This is a genomic window from Luteolibacter algae (assembly GCF_042683045.1).
GTDB classification, from domain to species: Bacteria; Verrucomicrobiota; Verrucomicrobiia; order Verrucomicrobiales; family Akkermansiaceae; genus Luteolibacter; species Luteolibacter algae.
Genome location: NZ_JBHUIT010000024.1, coordinates 1 through 19,595 on the forward strand (window position 1 = coordinate 1; position 19,595 = coordinate 19,595).

19 protein-coding genes and 1 pseudogene are annotated in these 19,595 nt (G+C 52.3%); 13 read left to right on the forward strand and 7 right to left on the reverse strand.

The features are described from left to right. Nucleotides 1-334 precede the first annotated feature (334 nt). The 4 genes from ACFSSA_RS11175 to ACFSSA_RS11190 all read left to right on the forward strand — a co-directional run bounded on the left by ACFSSA_RS11175 (nt 335) and on the right by ACFSSA_RS11190 (nt 2,955). Nucleotides 335-829, forward strand: coding sequence for a hypothetical protein (locus tag ACFSSA_RS11175; protein WP_386820532.1), 495 nt, complete (start codon nt 335-337; stop codon nt 827-829). 78 nt (nt 830-907) lie between these two features. Then, a complete protein-coding gene (locus ACFSSA_RS11180; protein WP_386820533.1) occupies nt 908-2,059 on the forward strand; it encodes a DNA cytosine methyltransferase in 1,152 nt (383 codons plus the stop codon). Continuing rightward, nucleotides 2,037-2,666 carry an Eco29kI family restriction endonuclease gene (locus ACFSSA_RS11185; RefSeq protein ID WP_386820534.1) on the forward strand — a complete coding sequence of 210 codons (630 nt, stop codon included), beginning with the start codon at nt 2,037-2,039 and terminating at the stop codon, nt 2,664-2,666. The genes ACFSSA_RS11180 and ACFSSA_RS11185 overlap by 23 nt, the downstream gene beginning before the upstream one ends. 25 nt (nt 2,667-2,691) lie before the next feature. Beyond that, nucleotides 2,692-2,955 (forward strand): hypothetical protein, encoded by a 264-nt coding sequence (locus ACFSSA_RS11190; protein WP_386820535.1) that lies wholly within the window; start codon nt 2,692-2,694, stop codon nt 2,953-2,955. Between the two features lie 341 nt (nt 2,956-3,296). Here the strand turns inward: ACFSSA_RS11190 and ACFSSA_RS11195 are convergent, their stop codons facing one another. Beyond that, nucleotides 3,297-3,629 (reverse strand): hypothetical protein, encoded by a 333-nt coding sequence (locus tag ACFSSA_RS11195; protein ID WP_386820536.1) that lies wholly within the window; start codon nt 3,627-3,629, stop codon nt 3,297-3,299. A gap of 216 nt (nt 3,630-3,845) precedes the next feature. On the opposite strand from ACFSSA_RS11195, the gene ACFSSA_RS11200 reads away from it, so the two are divergent. Both ACFSSA_RS11200 and ACFSSA_RS11205 read left to right on the forward strand, forming a co-directional pair. After that, entirely contained in the window at nt 3,846-4,784 is a 939-nt protein-coding gene (locus tag ACFSSA_RS11200; protein WP_386820537.1) for a DUF808 domain-containing protein, read from the forward strand. Nucleotides 4,785-4,893: 109 nt separating this feature from the next. Then, nucleotides 4,894-5,283, forward strand: coding sequence for a globin domain-containing protein (locus ACFSSA_RS11205; protein ID WP_386820538.1), 390 nt, complete (start codon nt 4,894-4,896; stop codon nt 5,281-5,283). Between the two features lie 7 nt (nt 5,284-5,290). On the opposite strand, the gene yihA is transcribed toward ACFSSA_RS11205, so the two are convergent. Then, entirely contained in the window at nt 5,291-5,899 is a 609-nt protein-coding gene (yihA, locus tag ACFSSA_RS11210; RefSeq protein WP_386820558.1) for a ribosome biogenesis GTP-binding protein YihA/YsxC, read from the reverse strand. A gap of 160 nt (nt 5,900-6,059) precedes the next feature. Beyond that, on the reverse strand, nt 6,060-6,926 hold the full coding sequence (locus ACFSSA_RS11215; RefSeq protein WP_386820539.1) for a hypothetical protein: 867 nt from the start codon (nt 6,924-6,926) through the stop codon (nt 6,060-6,062). 190 nt (nt 6,927-7,116) lie between these two features. Here ACFSSA_RS11215 and ACFSSA_RS11220 point away from each other — a divergent pair, with 190 nt between their 5' ends. From ACFSSA_RS11220 to ACFSSA_RS11230, 3 genes are all read left to right on the forward strand, one after another. Continuing rightward, nucleotides 7,117-7,443: a hypothetical protein gene (locus tag ACFSSA_RS11220; protein WP_386820540.1), complete on the forward strand. Its 327-nt coding sequence runs from the start codon at nt 7,117-7,119 to the stop codon at nt 7,441-7,443. Between the two features lie 226 nt (nt 7,444-7,669). Beyond that, nucleotides 7,670-9,880 carry a protein-disulfide reductase DsbD domain-containing protein gene (locus tag ACFSSA_RS11225; RefSeq protein ID WP_386820541.1) on the forward strand — a complete coding sequence of 737 codons (2,211 nt, stop codon included), beginning with the start codon at nt 7,670-7,672 and terminating at the stop codon, nt 9,878-9,880. A gap of 97 nt (nt 9,881-9,977) precedes the next feature. After that, on the forward strand, nt 9,978-11,273 hold the full coding sequence (locus tag ACFSSA_RS11230; RefSeq protein ID WP_386820542.1) for a mechanosensitive ion channel family protein: 1,296 nt from the start codon (nt 9,978-9,980) through the stop codon (nt 11,271-11,273). A gap of 93 nt (nt 11,274-11,366) precedes the next feature. On the opposite strand, the gene ACFSSA_RS11235 is transcribed toward ACFSSA_RS11230, so the two are convergent. The 4 genes from ACFSSA_RS11235 to ACFSSA_RS11250 form a co-directional block, all read right to left on the reverse strand. After that, nucleotides 11,367-12,422, reverse strand: a complete 1,056-nt coding sequence (locus tag ACFSSA_RS11235) for an NAD(P)-dependent alcohol dehydrogenase (RefSeq protein WP_386820543.1) — start codon at nt 12,420-12,422, stop codon at nt 11,367-11,369. 117 nt (nt 12,423-12,539) lie between these two features. Next, nucleotides 12,540-13,565: a cytochrome d ubiquinol oxidase subunit II gene (locus ACFSSA_RS11240; RefSeq protein ID WP_386820544.1), complete on the reverse strand. Its 1,026-nt coding sequence runs from the start codon at nt 13,563-13,565 to the stop codon at nt 12,540-12,542. Then, the gene (locus ACFSSA_RS11245; RefSeq protein ID WP_386820545.1) at nt 13,562-14,863 is read right to left on the reverse strand and encodes a cytochrome ubiquinol oxidase subunit I; all 1,302 of its coding nucleotides are present in this window, start codon (nt 14,861-14,863) and stop codon (nt 13,562-13,564) included. Before ACFSSA_RS11245 ends, ACFSSA_RS11240 begins: the two co-directional genes overlap by 4 nt. Nucleotides 14,864-15,018: 155 nt before the next feature. Beyond that, a complete protein-coding gene (locus tag ACFSSA_RS11250; RefSeq protein WP_386820546.1) occupies nt 15,019-15,420 on the reverse strand; it encodes a substrate-binding domain-containing protein in 402 nt (133 codons plus the stop codon). Between the two features lie 29 nt (nt 15,421-15,449). Between ACFSSA_RS11250 and ACFSSA_RS11255 the strand changes: the two are divergent. The 4 genes and pseudogenes from ACFSSA_RS11255 to ACFSSA_RS11270 all read left to right on the forward strand — a co-directional run. Continuing rightward, nucleotides 15,450-16,046, forward strand: a pseudogene (locus ACFSSA_RS11255) (mannitol dehydrogenase family protein); the annotation flags it as partial. A gap of 121 nt (nt 16,047-16,167) precedes the next feature. After that, entirely contained in the window at nt 16,168-17,433 is a 1,266-nt protein-coding gene (locus ACFSSA_RS11260; protein WP_386820547.1) for a carbohydrate porin, read from the forward strand. A gap of 91 nt (nt 17,434-17,524) precedes the next feature. Continuing rightward, complete coding sequence (locus ACFSSA_RS11265; RefSeq protein WP_386820548.1) at nt 17,525-18,271, forward strand: NYN domain-containing protein; 747 nt, start codon at nt 17,525-17,527, stop codon at nt 18,269-18,271. A 353-nt stretch (nt 18,272-18,624) separates the two neighbouring features. Then, nucleotides 18,625-19,467 (forward strand): AraC family transcriptional regulator, encoded by an 843-nt coding sequence (locus ACFSSA_RS11270; RefSeq protein WP_386820549.1) that lies wholly within the window; start codon nt 18,625-18,627, stop codon nt 19,465-19,467. Nucleotides 19,468-19,595: the final 128 nt, after the last annotated feature.

The following is a 19,595-nucleotide window of genomic DNA, read 5'->3' on the forward strand; positions in this document are numbered from 1 at the left end:
CCGCCCCTCTCCTTAGACAAACACCAGCCACGTTAGCTCTAGTTTAGAACTGTCCAGAAAATGGGGTCAGGCCAAGGCTACTGCTGAATCGATCAATAGCTTCTGGGAAAAGCCTGAAATTCGTTATTCAAATGCGCTTGAAGGAGTGTTTCATGAGCAGACTATAATTTGCGAGGATGACAGTGATTGTCGGATTATTAATTCGGTCGCTGATTACCTCGAAGTTGAAAGTGGGGTAAGGTGGAAGGATACAGTATACGTTCCCACTGGCGGGAAGCTCGGTGTTCCAAAAATAGCAACCATACTTCGTTCTATAGGCGTGCCGATCAAGGCTGTGTTCGATATCGATTTTCTTTCTGAGCGATCATTAGTAAAGAATACTGTCGAAGCGTTTGGAGGCGCATGGGAGGAGTTTGAAACTCTTTGGACTCAAATCGACGCAGCGGTCAGGGGTGGAAATCCCGCGAAAAATACCGAAGAAATTAAAAACGCAATCATACAGCGACTAAATTCTGCTGGTCGCGATGAATTGCCGAAGGGTGATATCACCGACTTGATGAAACAGGGTAAGCCTTGGGCAAACATCAAAAAATACGGATCTGCTGCAATTCCAAGTGGTGATGCACAGCGATATTTTTCGGAGTTCCGAAGCAAGCTCGAAAGCCGCGGTATCTATATCATTCACGTGGGACAAATGGAAAACTTTTGCACTGAAATTGGAGGACATGGCCCTAAGTATGTCACAGAACTTCTCTCCACAGTTCCTCTCGGCGATGCGCGTCTGAGATCATTGCGCGAATTTGTATCCCATGTACACGAAAAGGATTAATTCGCAACATTATCCCTCCTAAAATCCCTTCCGGCCTCCGAGCTTGACACTACGCCTTGAAACTGTTCAAAAGAACCTATGAAGCAACTTGAATCCATCGAACTCTTCTCCGGTGCGGGCGGTTTGGCGCTGGGACTCCATGCGGCAGACTTCCAGCACCGTGCGCTCTACGAATGGAACGCTTCCGCCGTTGAGACTCTCCGCTACAACCAGAAGATGGGTCACGAATCCCTGACCGATTGTGAGATTTCCCGGGCGGATGTGCGGGATGTGGATTTCCGGAAATATCGTGGGGTGGATCTGGTGGCGGGTGGCCCTCCTTGCCAGCCGTTCTCGATGGGCGGCAAGGCGGCGGGGATGAACGATGTCCGGGACATGTTCCCGCAGGCGATCCGTGCCGTTGCCGAGGTGCAGCCACGTGCCTTCATTTTCGAAAACGTCCGCGGCTTGCTGAGACCCGCCTTCTCCAACTACGTCGAATACATCCGTCTCCAGATGGAGTATCCCGAATACCCGTTGGCCGAAAACTCGAGCTGGGATCAGAACCTTGCCCGGCTCCAGCGGCACAAGGAACGCGTCGGCAAGTCAGGGGATGGCCTGAGATACCGCGTCCATGTCCACCAGGCAAACGCCGCCGACTTCGGAGTGCCCCAGCAAAGGCACCGGGTCTTCTTCATCGGCTTCCGCTCCGACATCGAAACCGATTGGTCGTTCCCCAAACCAACCCACATGGACGGAACCCAGCTCGCCAAACGCTTGGCCAAGGCGAAAGGCTCCGAAGCGAAATATCTCAAAGGCCTTTCCCCATGGGTGCCGCTCAGCGCTGCAATCCGCGACCTTCCCATGCCAACGGACAAGCCCTCGAAGAAATGGCCCAACCACCTTCTCCAAAACGGCGCGAAATCCTACCCCGGACACACCGGAAGCCCCCTCGACCGGCCCGCAAAAGCCCTCAAAGCCGGAGCCCACGGAGTCCCCGGTGGCGAAAACATGATCCTCTATCCCGACGACACCGTCCGCTACCTCTCCGTCCGCGAAAGCGCCCGGGTCCAGACCTTCCCCGACGATTACATCTTTCTCGGCAGCTGGACGGAAGCTATGCGCCAGCTCGGCAACGCCGTGCCGGTGAAACTCGCGGAGATTGTAGGAAAGTCTGTTGCTGAAGCCCTTTCTGGACAAACTAACAAGAAGGCACAAGCATCAGGCAATGAAGCCATACAATCCTCTTGAGAAAGAGAACCTCGGCAAAAGCGTAGCCGACTCCTTGACGAACCAAATGCTGGTGCCACTCGGTTCCGTCGAGAGCTTTGAAGGTGCAGGAATTTATGTGATCTACTACACCGGCAGCTTTGCTCCCTATGCACAACTCGGGGAATGGAACAGTGGGGCAAACGGCCCAATGATCCCTATTTATATCGGAAAAGCCGTCCCAACCGGAGGACGTAAAGGCCTCGCCGATCCCGAAATCTCTGCAAAGGGGAAAAAGCTTTTTAAACGGTTGGAAGAGCACCGGAAGTCGATCGAAGAAACCAGCAACCTCGATATCGCGGATTTTTGCTGCCGTTACCTCGTGGTCGATGATGTCTGGATCCCGCTTGGTGAATCTCTCCTTATCCAACGCCACCGTCCGATCTGGAACTCACTGATCGATGGATTCGGAAACCACACTCCCGGCAAAGGCAGATTCGCGGGAGCCAGACCCAGCTGGGACACTCTCCACCCCGGAAGGCACTGGGCTGAAAAATGCGCACCCTCGAGACTTTCGGAAGAACAGATTCTCCATCATATCGAGCAATATTGGAAAACCTACGAAAAGCCCTCAATGGGGAATCGATGACCCCAACTACCATAAAAACAGACCGATGAAATTCCCTCCTCACGATTCAAACCAAATCGTCCTGAAAGACGGTCTAGAGAAGACGACATGGAAGAATGGTGATCGTGCCAAGTCCGCCTCGGATGCCATCCATTACTACGGACACCAACGCGGAACGCATGAAGACATTGAGACCCTTTCCGTCGATCTCATTTCCGATGTCCTTCATTTACTGCATTCAAAAGGAGTCGATGTGGATAAGGTTTTGCGGGCATCGAAGACACATTTCGAGACGGAAGTCGCCAAATGAACGAGGTCTGATTCGGATCAGGTTTCATCGTAACAGCAAGCTAACATTTTGCCTCCGTTACCACTTTCCTCTCGTTAGAACAGGGAGAGGATGAGGCCGATTCAATTCCAGTATCCGGGGGCTTGTTGTGCCATGAGATAGCAAGGTTTTTATAGGCCAGTTGGGCGAGGTTTATGAGCGTTGCGGGTGGAAGGTTCATGCGTGGGGGGCTGATGGGAACCATCCTGACTAAAATTGCCGCCTGGCAATCTGGGGCTATGCCTACGGCCTTCGCCTAATAGCCCATACGTGGGGGGGGAATTTCACCCCCGATAGTTGGCGATGATAGCAAGGCCGTAGGGCTACTTCTTCGGTTTACGCTTGGCGCTTTTCTTGGCGCTCTTTTTCGCCTTGGCCTCTGCCTTTGCTTTCACCTTCTGCATTTTCAATTTTTCCCATTCCAGTCTCTGGGCAAGAGCCAGTTCGTAAGCACCTTTGTCGCCGTGTTTCGAGCAGGACCAACGCCGGGCGTTCTGCTTTGCCTCGATCATCATATTCGCCACCCAATACCAGTCCTCCCGTCCGGATCCGTCCTTCTGCTTGAACCGACGCACTCCCGGCTGACCTACGAGAGTTTCATCCAATTCCACCTGCCTCCTTTTGCCGTCTTTTGTCTTTATGTATGTTTTTTTCATGATGTAGGAATGGGTTCTTCAGAACCCAGTCGTGTTTCAGTGCTTCTATAACGTCTTTCGAGAATGTTTTCCAGCCTCATATTGGACGACCAAGGGAAAGACTCTCCGTGCAAGGTCTCGATCCCATGAAACTTCCTGAGTATCAAGGTAATTGGGAATTATTTCTGGAAAAATTCCCGCTTGCAAGGTCGGCCAATTTCCAAACGATGTGAGCTTATGGCAGCAGGCAGTTTACTTACCCTTTTCGATGATATTGCGACGATTCTCGACGACGTTGCGATTCTCACGAAGAAGGCGGCGGCGAAGACGACGGGATTGCTGGGAGACGATCTGGCTCTGAACGCGGAGCAGGTGAGCGGAGTCGTCGCCAAGCGGGAGATCGCCGTGGTATGGGCGGTGATGAAAGGGTCTTTCCTGAACAAGGTGATCCTTGTCCCGGTGGCGCTGCTGATCAGTGCGTTCGCACCGTGGGCGATCACGCCTATCCTGATGGTAGGTGGTCTTTATCTCTGTTTCGAGGGGGTGGAGAAGGTGCATCACGCGCTGCAGCGTCGCGGCAAGAGAACAGAACAAGAGGCTGAAAAAAACCTCAGGGAAATCGCTGAAAACCCGGATCCCAGAAAGGTGGAGACAGAGGCAGCGAAGATCAAGGGAGCGGTGCGAACGGATCTCATCCTCTCCGCGGAGATCATCGCCATCGCACTGGATGCGGTGGCGGATGCGGATCTCACCCGGCAGGTGCTGGTCCTTTCGGTAATCGCGATAGGGGTAACGGTGGGGGTATATGGATTGGTCGCGGGGATCGTGAAGCTGGATGATCTGGGACTTTACCTCACCCGCCAATCGAAGGAATTTCTCCAAAAGCTGGGTTCCGGCATTCTATGGGCGGCACCGTTGTTCATGAAAACCCTGTCGATTGTGGGCACGGCTGCGATGTTCCTTGTCGGCGGCGGGATCCTGACCCACGGGATTCCCTGGTTGCACCATCAGATCGAGCACCTGGCGGAATCCATGAAAGCCATGGGGGGAATGGGCGACATTTTTTCAGCAATTGCGCCTACGCTGTTCAATGGGATCTGCGGACTGATCGCCGGAGTTGTCGTTCTGGGGCTCGTGACCGGTTTCAGAAAACTACGCGGAAAACCCGCGCACTGATCTGCTGCTCAGGTAGCCAAGGTGCTGGGCTGCTCAGGTTTTTCGAGCGTTTGATTCCACATGATAGGAAACTCTCGCTTCGGGGCGGCTCTGCGGTAAACCTGAACCCATGCTGACTCCTACAGAAACTGACGTGATCAAAGCCTGCGGTGAAAGAGGTATCCGCGCTATGGTTGCTGCTTTTTACCGCCGTGTCCGTAGCGATGATCTCATCGGCCCGATGTATCCGGATTCCGATTGGGAAGGTGCGGAAGAACGGCTGGCAGACTTTTTGCTTTTCCGGCTGGGTGCCTCGGAGGCTTACCTCGAGAAGCGGGGTCACCCGCGGCTCCGCATGCGCCATGCCCCATACAAAATTGGCATCGCTGAACGCGATCGCTGGCTCAAGCTCATGTCTGAAGCGATGGACGAAACCGAGGTCCCTCCGTTCGCCCGTGCCTTCCTAGATCCCTTTTTCGCCCAAGTCGCCGACTTCATGCGGAATACCCCGGATGAGTAAGAAATACCTAGTCGAGCCCTAGCTCGATCAGTTTCAGTATCTCAAGCCGTCCGGTGCGGTCTTTCGATGAGCTCACAATCACCGGTGGGACACCTTTCAGGTGGTCTGGCAGCGCAGCGAGGAAGGCGTCGACAGAGGCTTTGGTCTTGCGAGCGGATTGTTTGTCCGCCTTGGTGAACACCAAGGCAAAAGGAACCCCGCAATCTCCCAGCCAGTTGATGAATTCGAGATCAATGCGCTGCGGAGGCAGGCGGGAATCGATGAGCGTAAACACGCGCCGGAGGTTTTCCCGTGTTGAGAGATAGTCGCCAACGGATTCGTTGAAATCGCTTTTCTGACTCTTAGCAACCTTCGCAAACCCATACCCGGGAAGATCCACGAGGCTCCAGGTTTCGTTCATGTCAAAAAAGTTCAGCAGCTGCGTTTTCCCCGGCGTGGCGGAAACCTTCGCAAGACCGGCTTTATTCGTGAGCATATTGATCAAAGAGGATTTTCCGACGTTGGATCTGCCGATGAGGGCGAACTCCGGCCGGTCCCATTCCGGCGCTGCTTCGATGTTAGGGGAGCTAATATGAAAGGAGGCGGATTTGATTTGCACAAGCCACGCTCCGTGCATAGCCGCCAACGAGCAAGAAAATACCCGTTTATCCTTTCCGGTAAGGCTCTCCCCAGCAATGTGAAATGGCGAAGCGTCTAAGAATGGACGTTGTAGAGTAGGAAGCGGATATGAGTGAGCCGACCAGCAGGCTTGGATCTTTCTCCGTAGTTTTATAGGCTCATTCCTGGATTCTGAGAAGCTGCTCCGCGCGGGAATACCACCATTTTCTCTCCGGCGAAAAGGTTTTCAGAAGCTCGAAATCCGAGCGGAAACGGGATGGGTAACGCATCATTTCCCAGAAAGCATGATTGCTGATAGGGATGAAGGGATTGAAGAGCTTGCCACGGAGATCCGCCCATTTCTTTTCATCGACGGTTTCCTCATTGTGAGTGCTGACCGTGACCTTGCCGATGCCATACCATTGATGGGTTTGATCATCGGGATCGCCGTCCTGCTCGTTCGCATCGGACTGGAAGGTGAGGGTGAACGTCTCCGCCGTATGCGGAACGGAGAACTTCAGCTTGTAGGTGGAATCGATCGGAACATTTTGAACGGGTTGATAGCGGGCCCAAGTCTGCCGATATCCTAGCTCGCCGATATAGGAAATCCCGGTGAAGCAATTGTAATTGCCGGTGCCAGTGAGATCTTCAGGATAGTGCTGGCTACCGGTCCAGTCGTTGGAGAGGCAGTTGCTAAAGGTGGTGTTGAGCAAGACGAACTGATCCTCCAACGAAATATTCAGCTTGTCCGGGCCCCAGCGTTTGTTGGAGCTATCCCAGCTACCGACAAGGAACAGCTCCACCTCCAGGGTGAGCACCTTATGCTCCGGAAGATTTTCGAGGCTCAACGAGGTGCTGGTTTCATCCGTGATTCCGCCGAGGAAAGTGCGTGACCCGTTGGGAGAATTCATCACTTTGCCGGTAGTTGACCACTCAGCTCCCGGAGTATCGCCTTCTTTCCAGTCGATTTGATAGACCTCCTGGGCTAGCACCGATCCTGCCAATCCGCACCACAACAACAAACATCCGAAGTATTTACCACGCATCTTGTATATCTAATGAAAGCAAAGAAACAAAAGATCAAGAATATATGAATGAAATTCTCTGATGGTAATTGTTCTTTTTGCTTCCGTGTTAACGCAGCCATACCGAGTGGTGAGGTAAGTATTAAAAAAATACGAAACGTATCGTTTAATGAATCAGCCGAGCGGCTGGGCCAGCGGAAGACATTTTTGATTGATCCTTCTCATCGGTGGCAAAGTCTGTCAGTTCTGTGGCACCTCCCTCATGTCTCTCTCGCAAAAAGGTTACAAAACCATCAATCACCGTGACGTCCAGTATCGTTGGAATATGAAAAATCGTAATGGGATCAATGAGGTCTCAGTCTATACAAATGCAGCGTTGGGTGGGCGTGAGCTTATCGCCGAGCTTCCACGGGTCGTGAGCCTGGCAATGGTTATGGACGCGATCGATTTCGCCAATGCCAATGACTGGAATCCCAATGAGGTGGGCCAGCAGATGCGCTGCAAGCACACCCGCAGGGGATTTGTTCTGGTAGAGTAGGCTCACGGATAGACCCTTACAGGTTTTCTTTCTCCGGAATGATTTTCACTGGAAGATGGTCTGCTCTGAATCGCGATCTATTTATATTTTGCAATTTTGATTAAAGTTTCACCGGTTCCCAATGGCTCCGGATGAAGTTTGATGCTTTACATTACCGGAGGCCGCCGGGGATAGTTTAGCGGTTATGATTGATCAATTTTTTGGATGGTTCCGTGTAATACTGTTCGTGATTTCTTTCACGGATTCGGGATCGGTTCTGGGTGCGATGGAGATCAGACCGGGTGGTATGGTTTCCCGGATTGCGGATGGTGAGACTGGAGTCAGCTATCACGTGTATGCGCCGGAGGATCATGGAAAAGAGGACCTGTCACCATTGTTGATCGTTTTCAGCCCAGGCGGGGATGGAAAAGGTATCGCCGGGAAAATCAGAGAAACCGCAAACGAGAAAGGATGGATCGTGGTGGGTTGCGACAATCTGCGGAACGGCATGAAAGACCATGAGCTGGAGCTCAAGATGGAAGATGAGGTGTTGGACGATATTCTGGCTAATGTGCCCCATGATGGGAAGCGCCGGTATCTTGGCGGATTTTCCGGAGGAGCGATGCGGGCCTACGGCCTGAGCGTGAGACGTAAGGACGAAGTCGCGGGGATTCTTGCTTATGGTGGATGGCTGGGCGGACCGTCATACCAAGGAGAGGCCTATCCGCCAGGTCTATCGATAGCCATGGTAAATGGGATTGATGACCAGGGCGCGAGCGGATGGATGCCGATAGATACCCGGACCCTGCGCAAACGGGGGAGCACCGTAAAACATTTCGCTTTTGAAGGTGGCCATAGCGTAGCTCCGGAAGAAGTGACCGCGCAGGCGCTATCGTGGTTCGATAGCCAGCGGCTGCAGGGCGGCGTGGATGCCGATTTGCTCCCGCTGGACTTGCTGGTGGTTGCAGACGATGCGGAGAGGCGGGAAGATTTTGTGGGATTCTTGAAAAAGCATTTCCGGGATGTTTCAGCCGCAACAAGCGATCAACTGACGATGGCCAAGGCGAATCAGGCCGATGTCCTAGTGCTTGACTCCACTGTCAGGACGCTGCCGGAAAGATATACAAAAGCGATGGTGATGATCGGTTCTTCTGCCGCTATGACCGGGGAACGCTATGGATCAAAAATCGATTGGCTTTGCCAGTGTTTGGACAATGAGGCGTATCTTGTGGATACGCAGCATGCCATTTTCAAGGAACCAATCGAGGTGAAGCCCACGCTGGAGAAAAAGCGATGCCCTCACACCGGACTGGTAATCGAGGCGTGGAAGGTGGAGGAAACGCAGAAGACACCCGGTCTGGTAGCTAGCCGGGCGCATTTCGAAAATGCCGAAGACTCGGAAATTATCTCCGGCGGAGTAAATATGAAAGGTGTGCGCGGTGTGCCCTTGGTCAGAGAGGCACACCGGCTCTTGTGGGGCTTCATCGCACCGCCGCGGGAAATGACCGAAGAAGGGCGCTCGGTTTTTGTTAATGCAATCGTATGGATCCACAACTACGACGGAGAGCAGCAGACAAGCTTCAAAGGAATCCATGAGCGTGAAACGGTGCAAAGCGTTTTAAAGAGTCCCTATGTGGACCGTGAAAATCTGATCCGCTGGTTTCCTAAGGCTTTGCTGGAAAAATTGAACTATGACAAAGAGAAGCTTCTATCTCATTTCAAGGGGCGGATGGACTACGTTCATGTGCCGACAGGGGGAGGGCAGCTGACAATCGATCTTGATGCCGAGAGGTTCGGAACGCCGAATCATGCGCCCGGTTCAGTGACAAAATGGATAGAACTTCTGGGCGGCGAAGAAAAGAAAACCGCGCAAGCTCTCCTCTATCGCTACACCGGCAAGAAAATACGCCGCCAAAAACACTGGGCGGAATGGTGGGAAGCAAACCGGGATCATTTGGTCTTCTCCGATAGTGACGGGTATCGATTTGTCCCTGAAGCGGGGTCCGAACCTCCTACTGCGGAAATAGAAGATGGCGGGCTGACGGATATCTCACCGATCTTGTTTGACACAAAGCTGGGCAAGGTCCCGCATATCATTGCCGGAGTGTCCTATCAGTATCCCGGAAAGAAAGTCATTCTGGAAATCCGCGCCCGCGTGAAAGAAGGTTGGCACTTCTACTCCGCCACCGGGGACAATGGGACGAATTTACCGACAGAAATCAAAGTGAAGTTACCGCAAGGCATGAGCTTCGATGGCGGGTGGCAGTATCCCGAGGCGGATGAAGGAAAATTGAATGACAATGCAATATTTCGCCGGACGGTTCTGGTAGGCAAGGAGCCTGTGGATGCAGCGGAGATCAGCGGAACTATAAAATTCCAGGCCTGCAAGGAAACGCGGTGCCTGATGCCACAGAACTTTTCATTTTCACTACCCTTAAGAATTGTGGAAAGACACTAGTTTTATAGTAAATACACGTCCGGGCAGATTGCTATCCGGGCAGGGCTTTGTTTTCTCAACGAACTATTGCCAGTCAGGTCCTGCTATGTTTCATGATATGGCAATGACCCCGGACAAGATTGGTGAATGGCTGCAGCATTTCAAATTAGGCGAAGACGTGGCCGGAAATTTGGGTATCATCGGTGCCATTTTATATCTCTGTATCCTCGCGCTGGTGGCGAATTTCCTGGCTAAAAAATTGATCGAATGGGTTGTCCATCCGGTGATTAGAAAAACGGCGATCAAGCTGGACGACCTGTTGATTGATCATCATGTGATCGTTCACTTCTCGCATTTGATTCCAGCCGCGGTGATCCATTTTTATGCGCCGGTTTTGTTCCGGAATGAGCCTGCCGTTCTGTCTTTCATCGGCCTGGCGGTGAACACGTATCTCATCATCATCACCTTGCTGGTGATTGATGGGCTTATCAACTTTGGCAGAGCGGTGTGGGAAAGTGGTCCTATCGGGCGCCGCTATCCGGCGAAAAGTTACGCCCAGGCGGCAAAGCTGGTGATCAACCTGATCGGGCTGATTTTCATTCTTTCCGCGCTGCTGGGAAAATCTCCTGTCGTTCTTTTCTCCGGTCTTGGTGCGGTAACGGCCATCCTTTTGCTGATTTTCAAAGACGCGATCCTCGGGCTCGTCGCCGGTTTCCAGCTATCGGTCAATAATATGGTAATGGTCGGGGACTGGATCGAAATGCCCGCACGTGGGGCTGACGGGGATATCATCGATGTTTCCCTGACCACGGTAAAAGTGCAGAACTTTGATAAAACGATCACGACCATTCCGACATACGCTCTTATTTCGGACTCGTTTAAAAACTGGCGTGGAATGAGCGAATCAGGAGGCCGCCGCATCAAGCGCTCGCTTTTTATCGATATGCGGACCATCCGTTTCGCGGATAAAGACCTGTTGGAACATTTTAAACGCATCCGGTTATTGCGTCCTTATCTCGAAGCCAAACTGGAGGAGATCCAGGAGTTCAACCAAGGGTTTGGCATCACCATGGATGAGCTGATCAACGGACGGCGACTGACCAACATCGGCACGTTTCGCGCATACTGCCTGGCGTATTTGAGAAATCATCCGAAGATTCATCAGGAGGGGATGACACTTCTCGTCCGCCAGCTGGCGCCCGGTGCGCAAGGGCTGCCACTGGAGATCTATGTTTTCACCAACGATACCGCCTGGGTAAGTTACGAAGATATCCAGGGTGACATTTTCGATCACTTGCTTTCCGTCCTGCCGGAATTTGGCTTGAGTCCCTATCAGGCTCCAAGTGGTGCGGATCTGGAGAAGGCTGGTTCAATGATCAGCAGAAACGAGTCATTTGCCGAATACTCCAGCTGATGACTGCGGATCAGGACCCACATGCCCGAGCTTATAGAAACCGACGGACGAGATATCGGGTCCGTCAGTTTTGAACAATCGGGATGAACTCATTCAAGCCCGGATCGGATCTTCGATCTTTTCCGAGTCCTCGTTTCTAACCGCCTCGTGATTACGAAGAGTTTCCATATCGATGACATGGCGGAAATGGCCTTCCGTTGTGCCGTTCGCCAGATTTTCAAACACTTCGTTGATATCCTTGATATCGATCATCTTGATCGCGGGTCTGATATCCTTCTCCGCACATAGGTCGAGGATTTCCTGGGTTTGTTTGATGCCGCCGATAAGCGAACCAACGATGGACAAGCGTTTGAAAACAAGCGAGGCAGGGGAGAACTCGGGGAATTTCACCAGGTTTCCCACGATCACGATATTGCCATCCGGCTTCATAAGATTGATGTAGGGTTCCAGGTCGTGCGGAACCGGAATTGTATTAATGAGCATGTCGAGCGAGCCAGCTGCTTGTTTCATCTGTCCGTCGTCTTTGGAGATGACCACCTTGTCCGCACCCATTTCCAGTAGCTCCTCCTCCTTGTCCGCATCCCGGGTAAAAGCGGTGACTTTCGCGCCGAGAGCTTTGCCAATCTGGATGGCCATGTGTCCCAGTCCTCCGATGCCCGCGACTCCGAGTGTCTGACCTTCCTTTAGATCCCAGTGACGCATTGGCGAGTAAACCGTAATACCGGCACACATGATCGGGCCCGCGTATTCTGGCTCAAGCTTTCCGGGGACTTTCAAAATAAATTCCTCACGGGCAATTAGATCCGTGGTGTAACCGCCATAAGTATTGGTGCCATTCGGAATCATTGGCCCATTGTAAGTCATGGTAGCTCCCTTTTCTCCCTGACAGTAGTTTTCCTCATCGGCCTCGCAGTATTCGCATTTTTGGCAGCTATCGATCATGCAACCGACACCGACGATATCGCCGACCTTCACTTTGCTCACGCCCTCGCCGATGGCTGTAACCGTCCCGACGACCTCGTGACCCGGAACACATGGATAATTCGTATTGCCCCAGTCGTTACGGGCTTGGTGAACATCCGAGTGACACACGCCGCAATGGGTGACCTTGAAAGCGACTTCTCCCTTGCCAACTTTTTTTTCTATCAAAGACGAGCGGGACTAAATCCTTGTCCTTTGCGTGTGTCCCGAATCCGTAAACTTTAATCGTATCTTTGTTCATCCGTGACCGTAATCGGCACGTTCATGATTTCAACCGATTGTTTTTCACGGATCCGTGAAGCCGGATTTTCCCCGGTCGGTTTTGAATACGCGGAGAAGGAAGATCAGGCTCGGGAAGATAAAGAGACTCCCGACAAGCAGTGCGATGAGCAGCTGACGCAATGTCGCCGGTGGTGCGGCGGTATCATAGAAACTGAGTGGCCCGGATGCCGTGATGACCGCGTTGGGAGCGTAGAGAACCCACCAGCCGAACAGGATCAGGACGACTTGCCCTGAGGCGATGATACGTGTAAGCATCACCTGGCTGCGGGAAACGAAGCGCCACAGAGCGACGAATAATCCCGTGGCCAAAATCATCGCGGCAATGGCTGCAGGATGGCGGATGAAGAGGTGAACCAAGGCGGATTTTTCACCGGAAGAGGCAAGGAAGACCAAGCCTCCCGAGACGATCACCGCTACATTGAAAGCTGCCGCACGTCCCCGGAAATGCTGCTTAAGCGCTGGCTCATCCGTTTCTCCCACCAGAAAAACGCTGGCGAGAAATGCAAAAATACACGCTACGAAAATGCCGAGGGACAAGGGATACCATCCCCACCAAGGCGCAACATACGCCGCCCACGGATCAGTCGCCGCCGGATCGATGGTCCCACGGGTAAGGCTCGCGGCAATGATTCCCAGCCAGATGGAAGTCCACAGGCTGGAAAGACCGAACAGCAGGGTGTAGGTGCTCTGGCTTACCGGTGCCTGAATGGCATCATAATGACGGAATGTGAAAACCGTCCCCCGCACGACCACTCCGACGAGAAGCGCGAGCATCGGTAAATGGAGAGAGATCATCAGGGTCGTGAAAATCGTGGGAAAGCCCATGAAAAGAATCACGACGATCAGGATGAGCCACATGTGGTTGGCCTCCCAGACCGGCCCCATAGCGCGATTGACCACGACTTTTTGTTTTCCACGAAAGCCCTTCCCGGGCAGCAATTCAAGAATTCCGGCGCCGAAGTCAGAGCCGCCAAGCAGAATGTAGAGGAGTAGGGAAGCAGCGATGAAAAAGATCAGGACAGAGATCATGGCGACTCGATTTTACGTTGCGTAATTCTTACCTGGCGGGCGAAAAGCCAGACGCTCACAGCGGCAAGCCCTAGATACAGAGCGAGGAACAAATAGAAGTGATAGACCATCCCCGGCACGGGAGTCACGGCATCTTCGGTCCGGAAGATCTCATAGATAATCCATGGTTGGCGCCCGACCTCCGTCACGATCCAGCCGGCCTCGATGGCAATCATTCCGAGAGGAGTCGCCAAGGCGAGGGACCAGAGAAACCATCCCGGAAAATGTCCTTTTCGTAGGAACCAGAAAAACAATAGCCCGAGAAACGCCATCAGCATACCGAGTGCCACCATCAACTGGAATGCCAGGTGGACGATCAATACCGGAGGCCAATCCTCGCGTGGATATTGATCGAGACCGATGACTACCGCAGAAGGATCCCGGTGGGCCAGAATGCTGAGTAATCCGGGAATTTCTATTCCCCATTTCATCGTCTGCGTTTCGACATCCGGGATTCCTCCGATCGTCAGGGGGGCATTCGCGCTGGTTTTGAAATGGCCTTCGATGGCGGCGAGTTTGGCGGGCTGTAATTTCGCGATTTGTTCTCCCGCAATGTGGCCGCTGATCGGTTGCAACAAGGCTGCCGTAGCTCCGAAGATCATGGCGATACGCATGGCTTTCAAGTTCAGATCCCGCGCCCGGCCGCGTAGGTAAAGCAAGGCATGGACACCGCCGACGGCAAAGCCCACGGCTTGCACGGCAGCCAACTGCATGTGCAGGGATTGGTGCGGCCACGCCTGGTTGAACATCGCCGCCACGGGATCAATGTTTATCGCCCGGCCATCCACCCAGTCGAATCCCTGTGGAGCATTCATCCATGAGTTGGCAGCGACGACAAAGATTCCTGAGATAAAGCCTGATATCCCTACGGCAAGGCCGGTGCCCCAGTGCACCCATGGCTTCATCCTTCCCCAACCATAAAGAAACAGACCAATGGCCACTGCCTCTACAAAAAATGCGGTCCCTTCCCATGAAAAAGGCATCCCGATGATTGGCCCGGCATGCTGCATGAACTCCGGCCACAACAAGCCCAGCTCGAAAGACAATACCGTTCCCGACACGGCCCCTACGGCAAAAAGAATGGCGACTCCCTTCATCCACATCCGGGTGAGCTCCAGATAAACTTTTTCGCCCTTCTTCAGGTAGATGTAATGTGCCGCAGACATCAAAAAGGGCATCGTCATCCCTATGGCCGCGAAGATAATGTGGAAGCCCAGAGAGAAGGCCATGGTTGCCCGCGCTGCTATAAGATTATCCATGGGTCGAGATGGTTACCGTTCCGAGTGCTGAAAGTTTGTCGCGTGAAGATTGGGCCGTGTTTCCGGTGGTCCGGCAGTCGAACCTTTGCAGATTAGCATGAAGGAGGCTTCGTTCAAGTGGTTCCGAAGCGGGGCGGGAATCGGAGTTTTCCATATCATTGAATTTCTTTGCGCACCGCTCCCAGGGCGGAGTCCCGGACGATTAGCTCGCCTTTGAGTGTGATTCTCTGCGCAGGGGTGTCAGGGTGTTTGATGCGTGAAATCATCGTGTTTACCGCGATTTTTCCGATGTCGTCGCAGGGCTGCCTATAACTGGTGAGAGGAACGCTGAGAAGCGAAGCGTATTTCACATCATCAAAACCACAGACTTGTAACGAGCTCGGAATCTCTGCCCCTAAATCCAAAAGCGCCCGCAGCAAAGTTGCAGCAGTGGCATCGTTCGCGCATACAACTCCCTTCGATCTTGCCGCGAGAATATCTGCAGCGGCTTTTCCCGGGCGGCGGGTATCCAGCTCGATATTGATCAAGTCCCGTGCCCGCAGGCCATTCTGAATCATCGCTTCCCTGGCCCCGATACGCCGCAAATCGTCTGCTCAATGCAGGGCATTCGGTTCTCGGCCTGCTCGGATCGATTCACGGTCACAAGACCATTGATCGCTGTGTGGCAGACCCTCTTTTCCGGGATTATCTGCGCCGCTTCATGGACCTGGAAGCAACCCCGGTGCTGGAACCGGTGGAAGGCGTCGACATCGAGGAATACAAGGACTCACTGCTCACTCGTTTTGCCAACCCGAATATCAAGGATGACCTTGCCCGGATCTGTCTGGAAAGCTCATCCAAATTGCCGAAGTTCCTGATCGCCACGATCAATGAAAATCTGGACCGGAATGGAAGCGTCAAGCTTGCCGCTCTCGTTATCGCGGCCTGGTGTTATTATTCCGACCAGGGAGTAGACAGGAATGGAGATAAGCTTCAAATCGTAGACGATATGAAAGAAGAGCTACATTTGGCAGCAGCCGGAACGCGGGAGGACAAGCTCTCATTCCTTAAGGTGAAGCCAGTCTTTGGAGACCTGGCGAACCGTGAAAGCTTCACCAGCGAATACGTTCGTTTGGTCGAGGCACTCTATGAGAATCCGGATGTAGCGAACCTAATGCAATCGCTTCTGTCGGGGGCGGACTAGGCCCTCTCAAAAGCCACTTCCGGAATCTTTTTTAAAGACGCATCTGAAAAATCGGGTGCACCGCACTCACTACGCCCCGGCCTCCGGGGGTGAACCAACTTTCCAACCAAACAAAAAAACCATGAAAAAACATATACTTGCCACCGCACTCGCTTCAGCCGGCATCATCTCGGCCAACGGAGCTGAGATAGATCCATCAACAGAACCTCCGGCTACTTCTGCCTTGGTCACTGCCAACTCGATCGAGGACAACGAATTCAATGCCGGAGACTATCTCACCGGGGATTGGGGCGGACTGCGCACCCAGCTCATCGATAGTGGAGTCACTCCATTTTTGTATTATGATTCCATTTATGGGGCGCTGGTTTCTGGCGGTATCCAAAGCGAAGAAAACTTCACCGGACAAGTTTACGGTGGAATGATTTTCGATCTGGAGAAGCTGGCAGGTTGGGAAGGTGTCACCGCAAAGCTCTCACTCATCAACCGGCACGGTTCGACAATCAGCCCATCGGTTGGCGGGATCTATGATCCGCAAACCATCTATGGTGGCCAGACCACCTGGCTCTATGATGCCTGGGTGGAGAAAACCTGGCGCAACGATTTCTCTCTCAAGGCGGGTCGCTTTTCTTCTGATCAGGATTTCGCAAACCACGATCTCTATCGTTATTCTTTGAGCACTTCAATCAACGGTCCTATCCGCGCACTGTTACAGGATGGGGCAAGCTTCACATTCCCATTTGCCACCTGGGGCGCACGGGCAAAATGGGCTGTATCCGAGGAACATCAGTTCCAACTGGGCATTTTTCACCTCCATGATCGCCTTTACGACGCCAGCTCACATGGCATGGATTTTGACATCAATGGGAACGACGGAGCCGCCATCATGTTTCAATATGACTGGAATTCCGAGCTCTTCGGAAAGAAAACGCATGCCTATCTCGGGGTTAATCAAGCTATCGGCTTCGATCTCGCCAAGCTTGATGGAACGGGCTCCGAGGATAATTTGACGCGGTTTTACGGTCATATCGATATGAATGTGACCGATCAGCTTCAGCTCTTCACTTTCTTCACTTATTCTGCGGATAAGGAAGTCGCGTTTGTCCCGATTCAAGCCAGCTTTGGCGCAAATTACACTGGATTGATCCCTTGCCGTCCAGACGATCGCACGATCTTCTTCTTCACCTATGGTGATATTAGTAGCGATGTCCCTGTTGCACCTGGAGCCGCGAGGCCGGACTATGAGATCGTTTATGAACTGGGACATAGGTTCCAGCTCACTCCTGCAGCTTATATTCAGCCGTCGATACAATATATCCAAAATCCCGGCGGCACTGGCGAAATCAGCGATGCGGTCGTCCTCGGTGCCTGGGCTGGAATAACTTTCTAGCCCATCCGCCACGGCTTTCAACGTCCACTTGCCAAAGCCAGGGAATTTTCTCGAAACTTGCCCGCCATGCCCGATGATGTCGGGCAAGTTTATGACAGATAGCCCAAAAGACAGCATTGCTTTGCTAATTGATGCGGATAATTCACCATCCGCAAAAATTGATTTTATCATCTCCGAACTTGCGATCCATGGCGTGGTGAATATCAGACGCGCTTATGGAAACTGGACCAAGCGCGGGCTTTCCGGCTGGATCGATGTGCTCCATGGATATGCGATACAGCCAATGCAGTCCTTCGATCTGGTGAAGGGGAAAAACGCCACGGATATGTCCCTGCTGATTGATGCGATGGACATTCTATATACCAAAGATATCCAGACATTCTGTTTGGTTTCATCTGATAGTGATTTCACACCCTTGATCCAGCGCTTGCGTGCGGATGGCAAAAAAGTGATAGGTTTTGGCGACCATAAAACGCCAGAGCCGTTCATTGCCAGCTGCACACATTTCCTTTATCTCGATGACAAGACAAGCGACGGGAAAAATGAACCCAAGCCATCTTCCTCCGCTGAGTCAGGCCCCGCAAAGAAGAACCAGTTAAAGGGGAATACCAAGTTGATGAATACCCTGAGATCCGCGGTCAAAGCCGCGGCGGACGATGATGGCTGGGCTACGCTCGGACCGGTGGGATCACATATTTCAAATCAAGGTCCCTTTGATCATCGGACGTATGGCTTTAAAAAATTGAGTGACTTGTTCGCAGCGATAGATCTCTTCGAACTCACAGGAGTTAAAGCCGATAGCCACACCATCTATCGGGTGCGTTTGAAAAAATCATAAACAGGATCCGGTGGTCTCATGGAAGGAACCGGGCAGCGACTCAGCCAGACTAACCTGCTGACGATGACAATTCTACCCGGGAAGGTAGTTCAAGGTTCAAAATCGTAGATTTCTGACAATTTTAGACGAGTGATATCGGCCATAATCATTGTAAGATATGCAATGTTTTGATGCCGATTGTTGTCGACACCTGCGTCTTGGCAGTTATCGGTAAAGAAGCAGCGCAGTCGATCATTCCAGCTGATAATTTTGACAGAAACCCAATACGAATGTCATTTTTAGTAACGTGTAGAGAATTATTCGAGGAATCACCATTTCCCATTTTGGGGAGTAGTGTCGAAAATCGTCCACTGGTGCAATCCGATCTCCACCGACATGAGTTCTTCGAAATGATTTATGTGGCCCGCGGGTTGATACATAATGAGTTGAGCACCGAGCGAATGGATCTGAGGGCGGGCGATCTTTTGATTATCAAACCCTATGTCAGGCACTTGCTCAGGACCGATTCAGAACGTCCTTCCGTGCAGGCTTATTGTTGTAGTTTCCTGCCCCGTATCGTGGATAGTAGTATTAACGGGTTGGAGGATTTGAGAGAAAGCCAGTCACCCAACAGGTATTTTTTCAAGCCATTCCTCTCTTTGGCGGACGATAATGTCTCCGCTGTCAAAATAAGGATTCCGGGGAAGTATCGGAAAAATCTGCAACGGCTTTTTCAAAATGTCCAGGACGCACCCGGCGAGAAGAGTGGGGCGGTGTTTGCGCGCAGAAGGTGCCATTTCCTCGATTTACTGGCGACCCTTTCGGATATCCACATTGATATGAAAGGTGAAACCGGAACTGATCCAAAGGTGCTCAAGATAGCCACTTCACGCTATCACCAAGGGCTACGAAAGGCACTCAACTATATTCATAGTAATTTTTCCGAGCCGTTGACGTTACAGGATATGGCGGAAATGAGCGGTGTTTCCGTAAGTTATTTCAGTATGCTGATGAAGCATTCCACCGGGATGTCATTCGTCAACTATCTCACTGGTTTGAGAATGGATCAGGCCTGCTCCCTATTGCGGGGCAGCACGGAGAATATCATGGATATATGCTACGGTGTGGGCTTTAACGACTACTCGCACTTTAGTAGAAAATTCAAGGAAATCACCGGATATACGCCGAGGGAATTCCGACAGCAGAAAGATGCCTAGATCATGGCAGATCCGATAGATGCCGATTCGGTTTGCGAGCTGCCGGTGGCGACATAATCAAAAAGAGAATCATTGTCGGATCCGCCATGTTTATTGGATAATCTGCTATTCAGTTTTTCGCGGTAATC

What these genes read in the sequence shown, in the direction of transcription:
- ACFSSA_RS11240 (WP_386820544.1), bottom strand. Translation starts at nt 13,565, where the DNA reads ATGATCTCTGTCCTGATCTTTTTCATCGCTGCTTCCCTACTCCTCTAC.
- ACFSSA_RS11185 (WP_386820534.1), top strand. Translation starts at nt 2,037, where the DNA reads ATGAAGCCATACAATCCTCTTGAGAAAGAGAACCTCGGCAAAAGCGTA.
- ACFSSA_RS11195 (WP_386820536.1), bottom strand. Translation starts at nt 3,629, where the DNA reads ATGAAAAAAACATACATAAAGACAAAAGACGGCAAAAGGAGGCAGGTG.
- ACFSSA_RS11180 (WP_386820533.1), top strand. Translation starts at nt 908, where the DNA reads ATGAAGCAACTTGAATCCATCGAACTCTTCTCCGGTGCGGGCGGTTTG.
- ACFSSA_RS11215 (WP_386820539.1), bottom strand. Translation starts at nt 6,926, where the DNA reads ATGCGTGGTAAATACTTCGGATGTTTGTTGTTGTGGTGCGGATTGGCA.
- ACFSSA_RS11245 (WP_386820545.1), bottom strand. Translation starts at nt 14,863, where the DNA reads ATGGATAATCTTATAGCAGCGCGGGCAACCATGGCCTTCTCTCTGGGC.
- ACFSSA_RS11205 (WP_386820538.1), top strand. Translation starts at nt 4,894, where the DNA reads ATGCTGACTCCTACAGAAACTGACGTGATCAAAGCCTGCGGTGAAAGA.
- ACFSSA_RS11250 (WP_386820546.1), bottom strand. Translation starts at nt 15,420, where the DNA reads ATGATTCAGAATGGCCTGCGGGCACGGGACTTGATCAATATCGAGCTG.
- ACFSSA_RS11190 (WP_386820535.1), top strand. Translation starts at nt 2,692, where the DNA reads ATGAAATTCCCTCCTCACGATTCAAACCAAATCGTCCTGAAAGACGGT.
- yihA (WP_386820558.1), bottom strand. Translation starts at nt 5,899, where the DNA reads ATGCACGGAGCGTGGCTTGTGCAAATCAAATCCGCCTCCTTTCATATT.
- ACFSSA_RS11200 (WP_386820537.1), top strand. Translation starts at nt 3,846, where the DNA reads ATGGCAGCAGGCAGTTTACTTACCCTTTTCGATGATATTGCGACGATT.
- ACFSSA_RS11265 (WP_386820548.1), top strand. Translation starts at nt 17,525, where the DNA reads ATGACAGATAGCCCAAAAGACAGCATTGCTTTGCTAATTGATGCGGAT.
- ACFSSA_RS11260 (WP_386820547.1), top strand. Translation starts at nt 16,168, where the DNA reads ATGAAAAAACATATACTTGCCACCGCACTCGCTTCAGCCGGCATCATC.
- ACFSSA_RS11230 (WP_386820542.1), top strand. Translation starts at nt 9,978, where the DNA reads ATGGCAATGACCCCGGACAAGATTGGTGAATGGCTGCAGCATTTCAAA.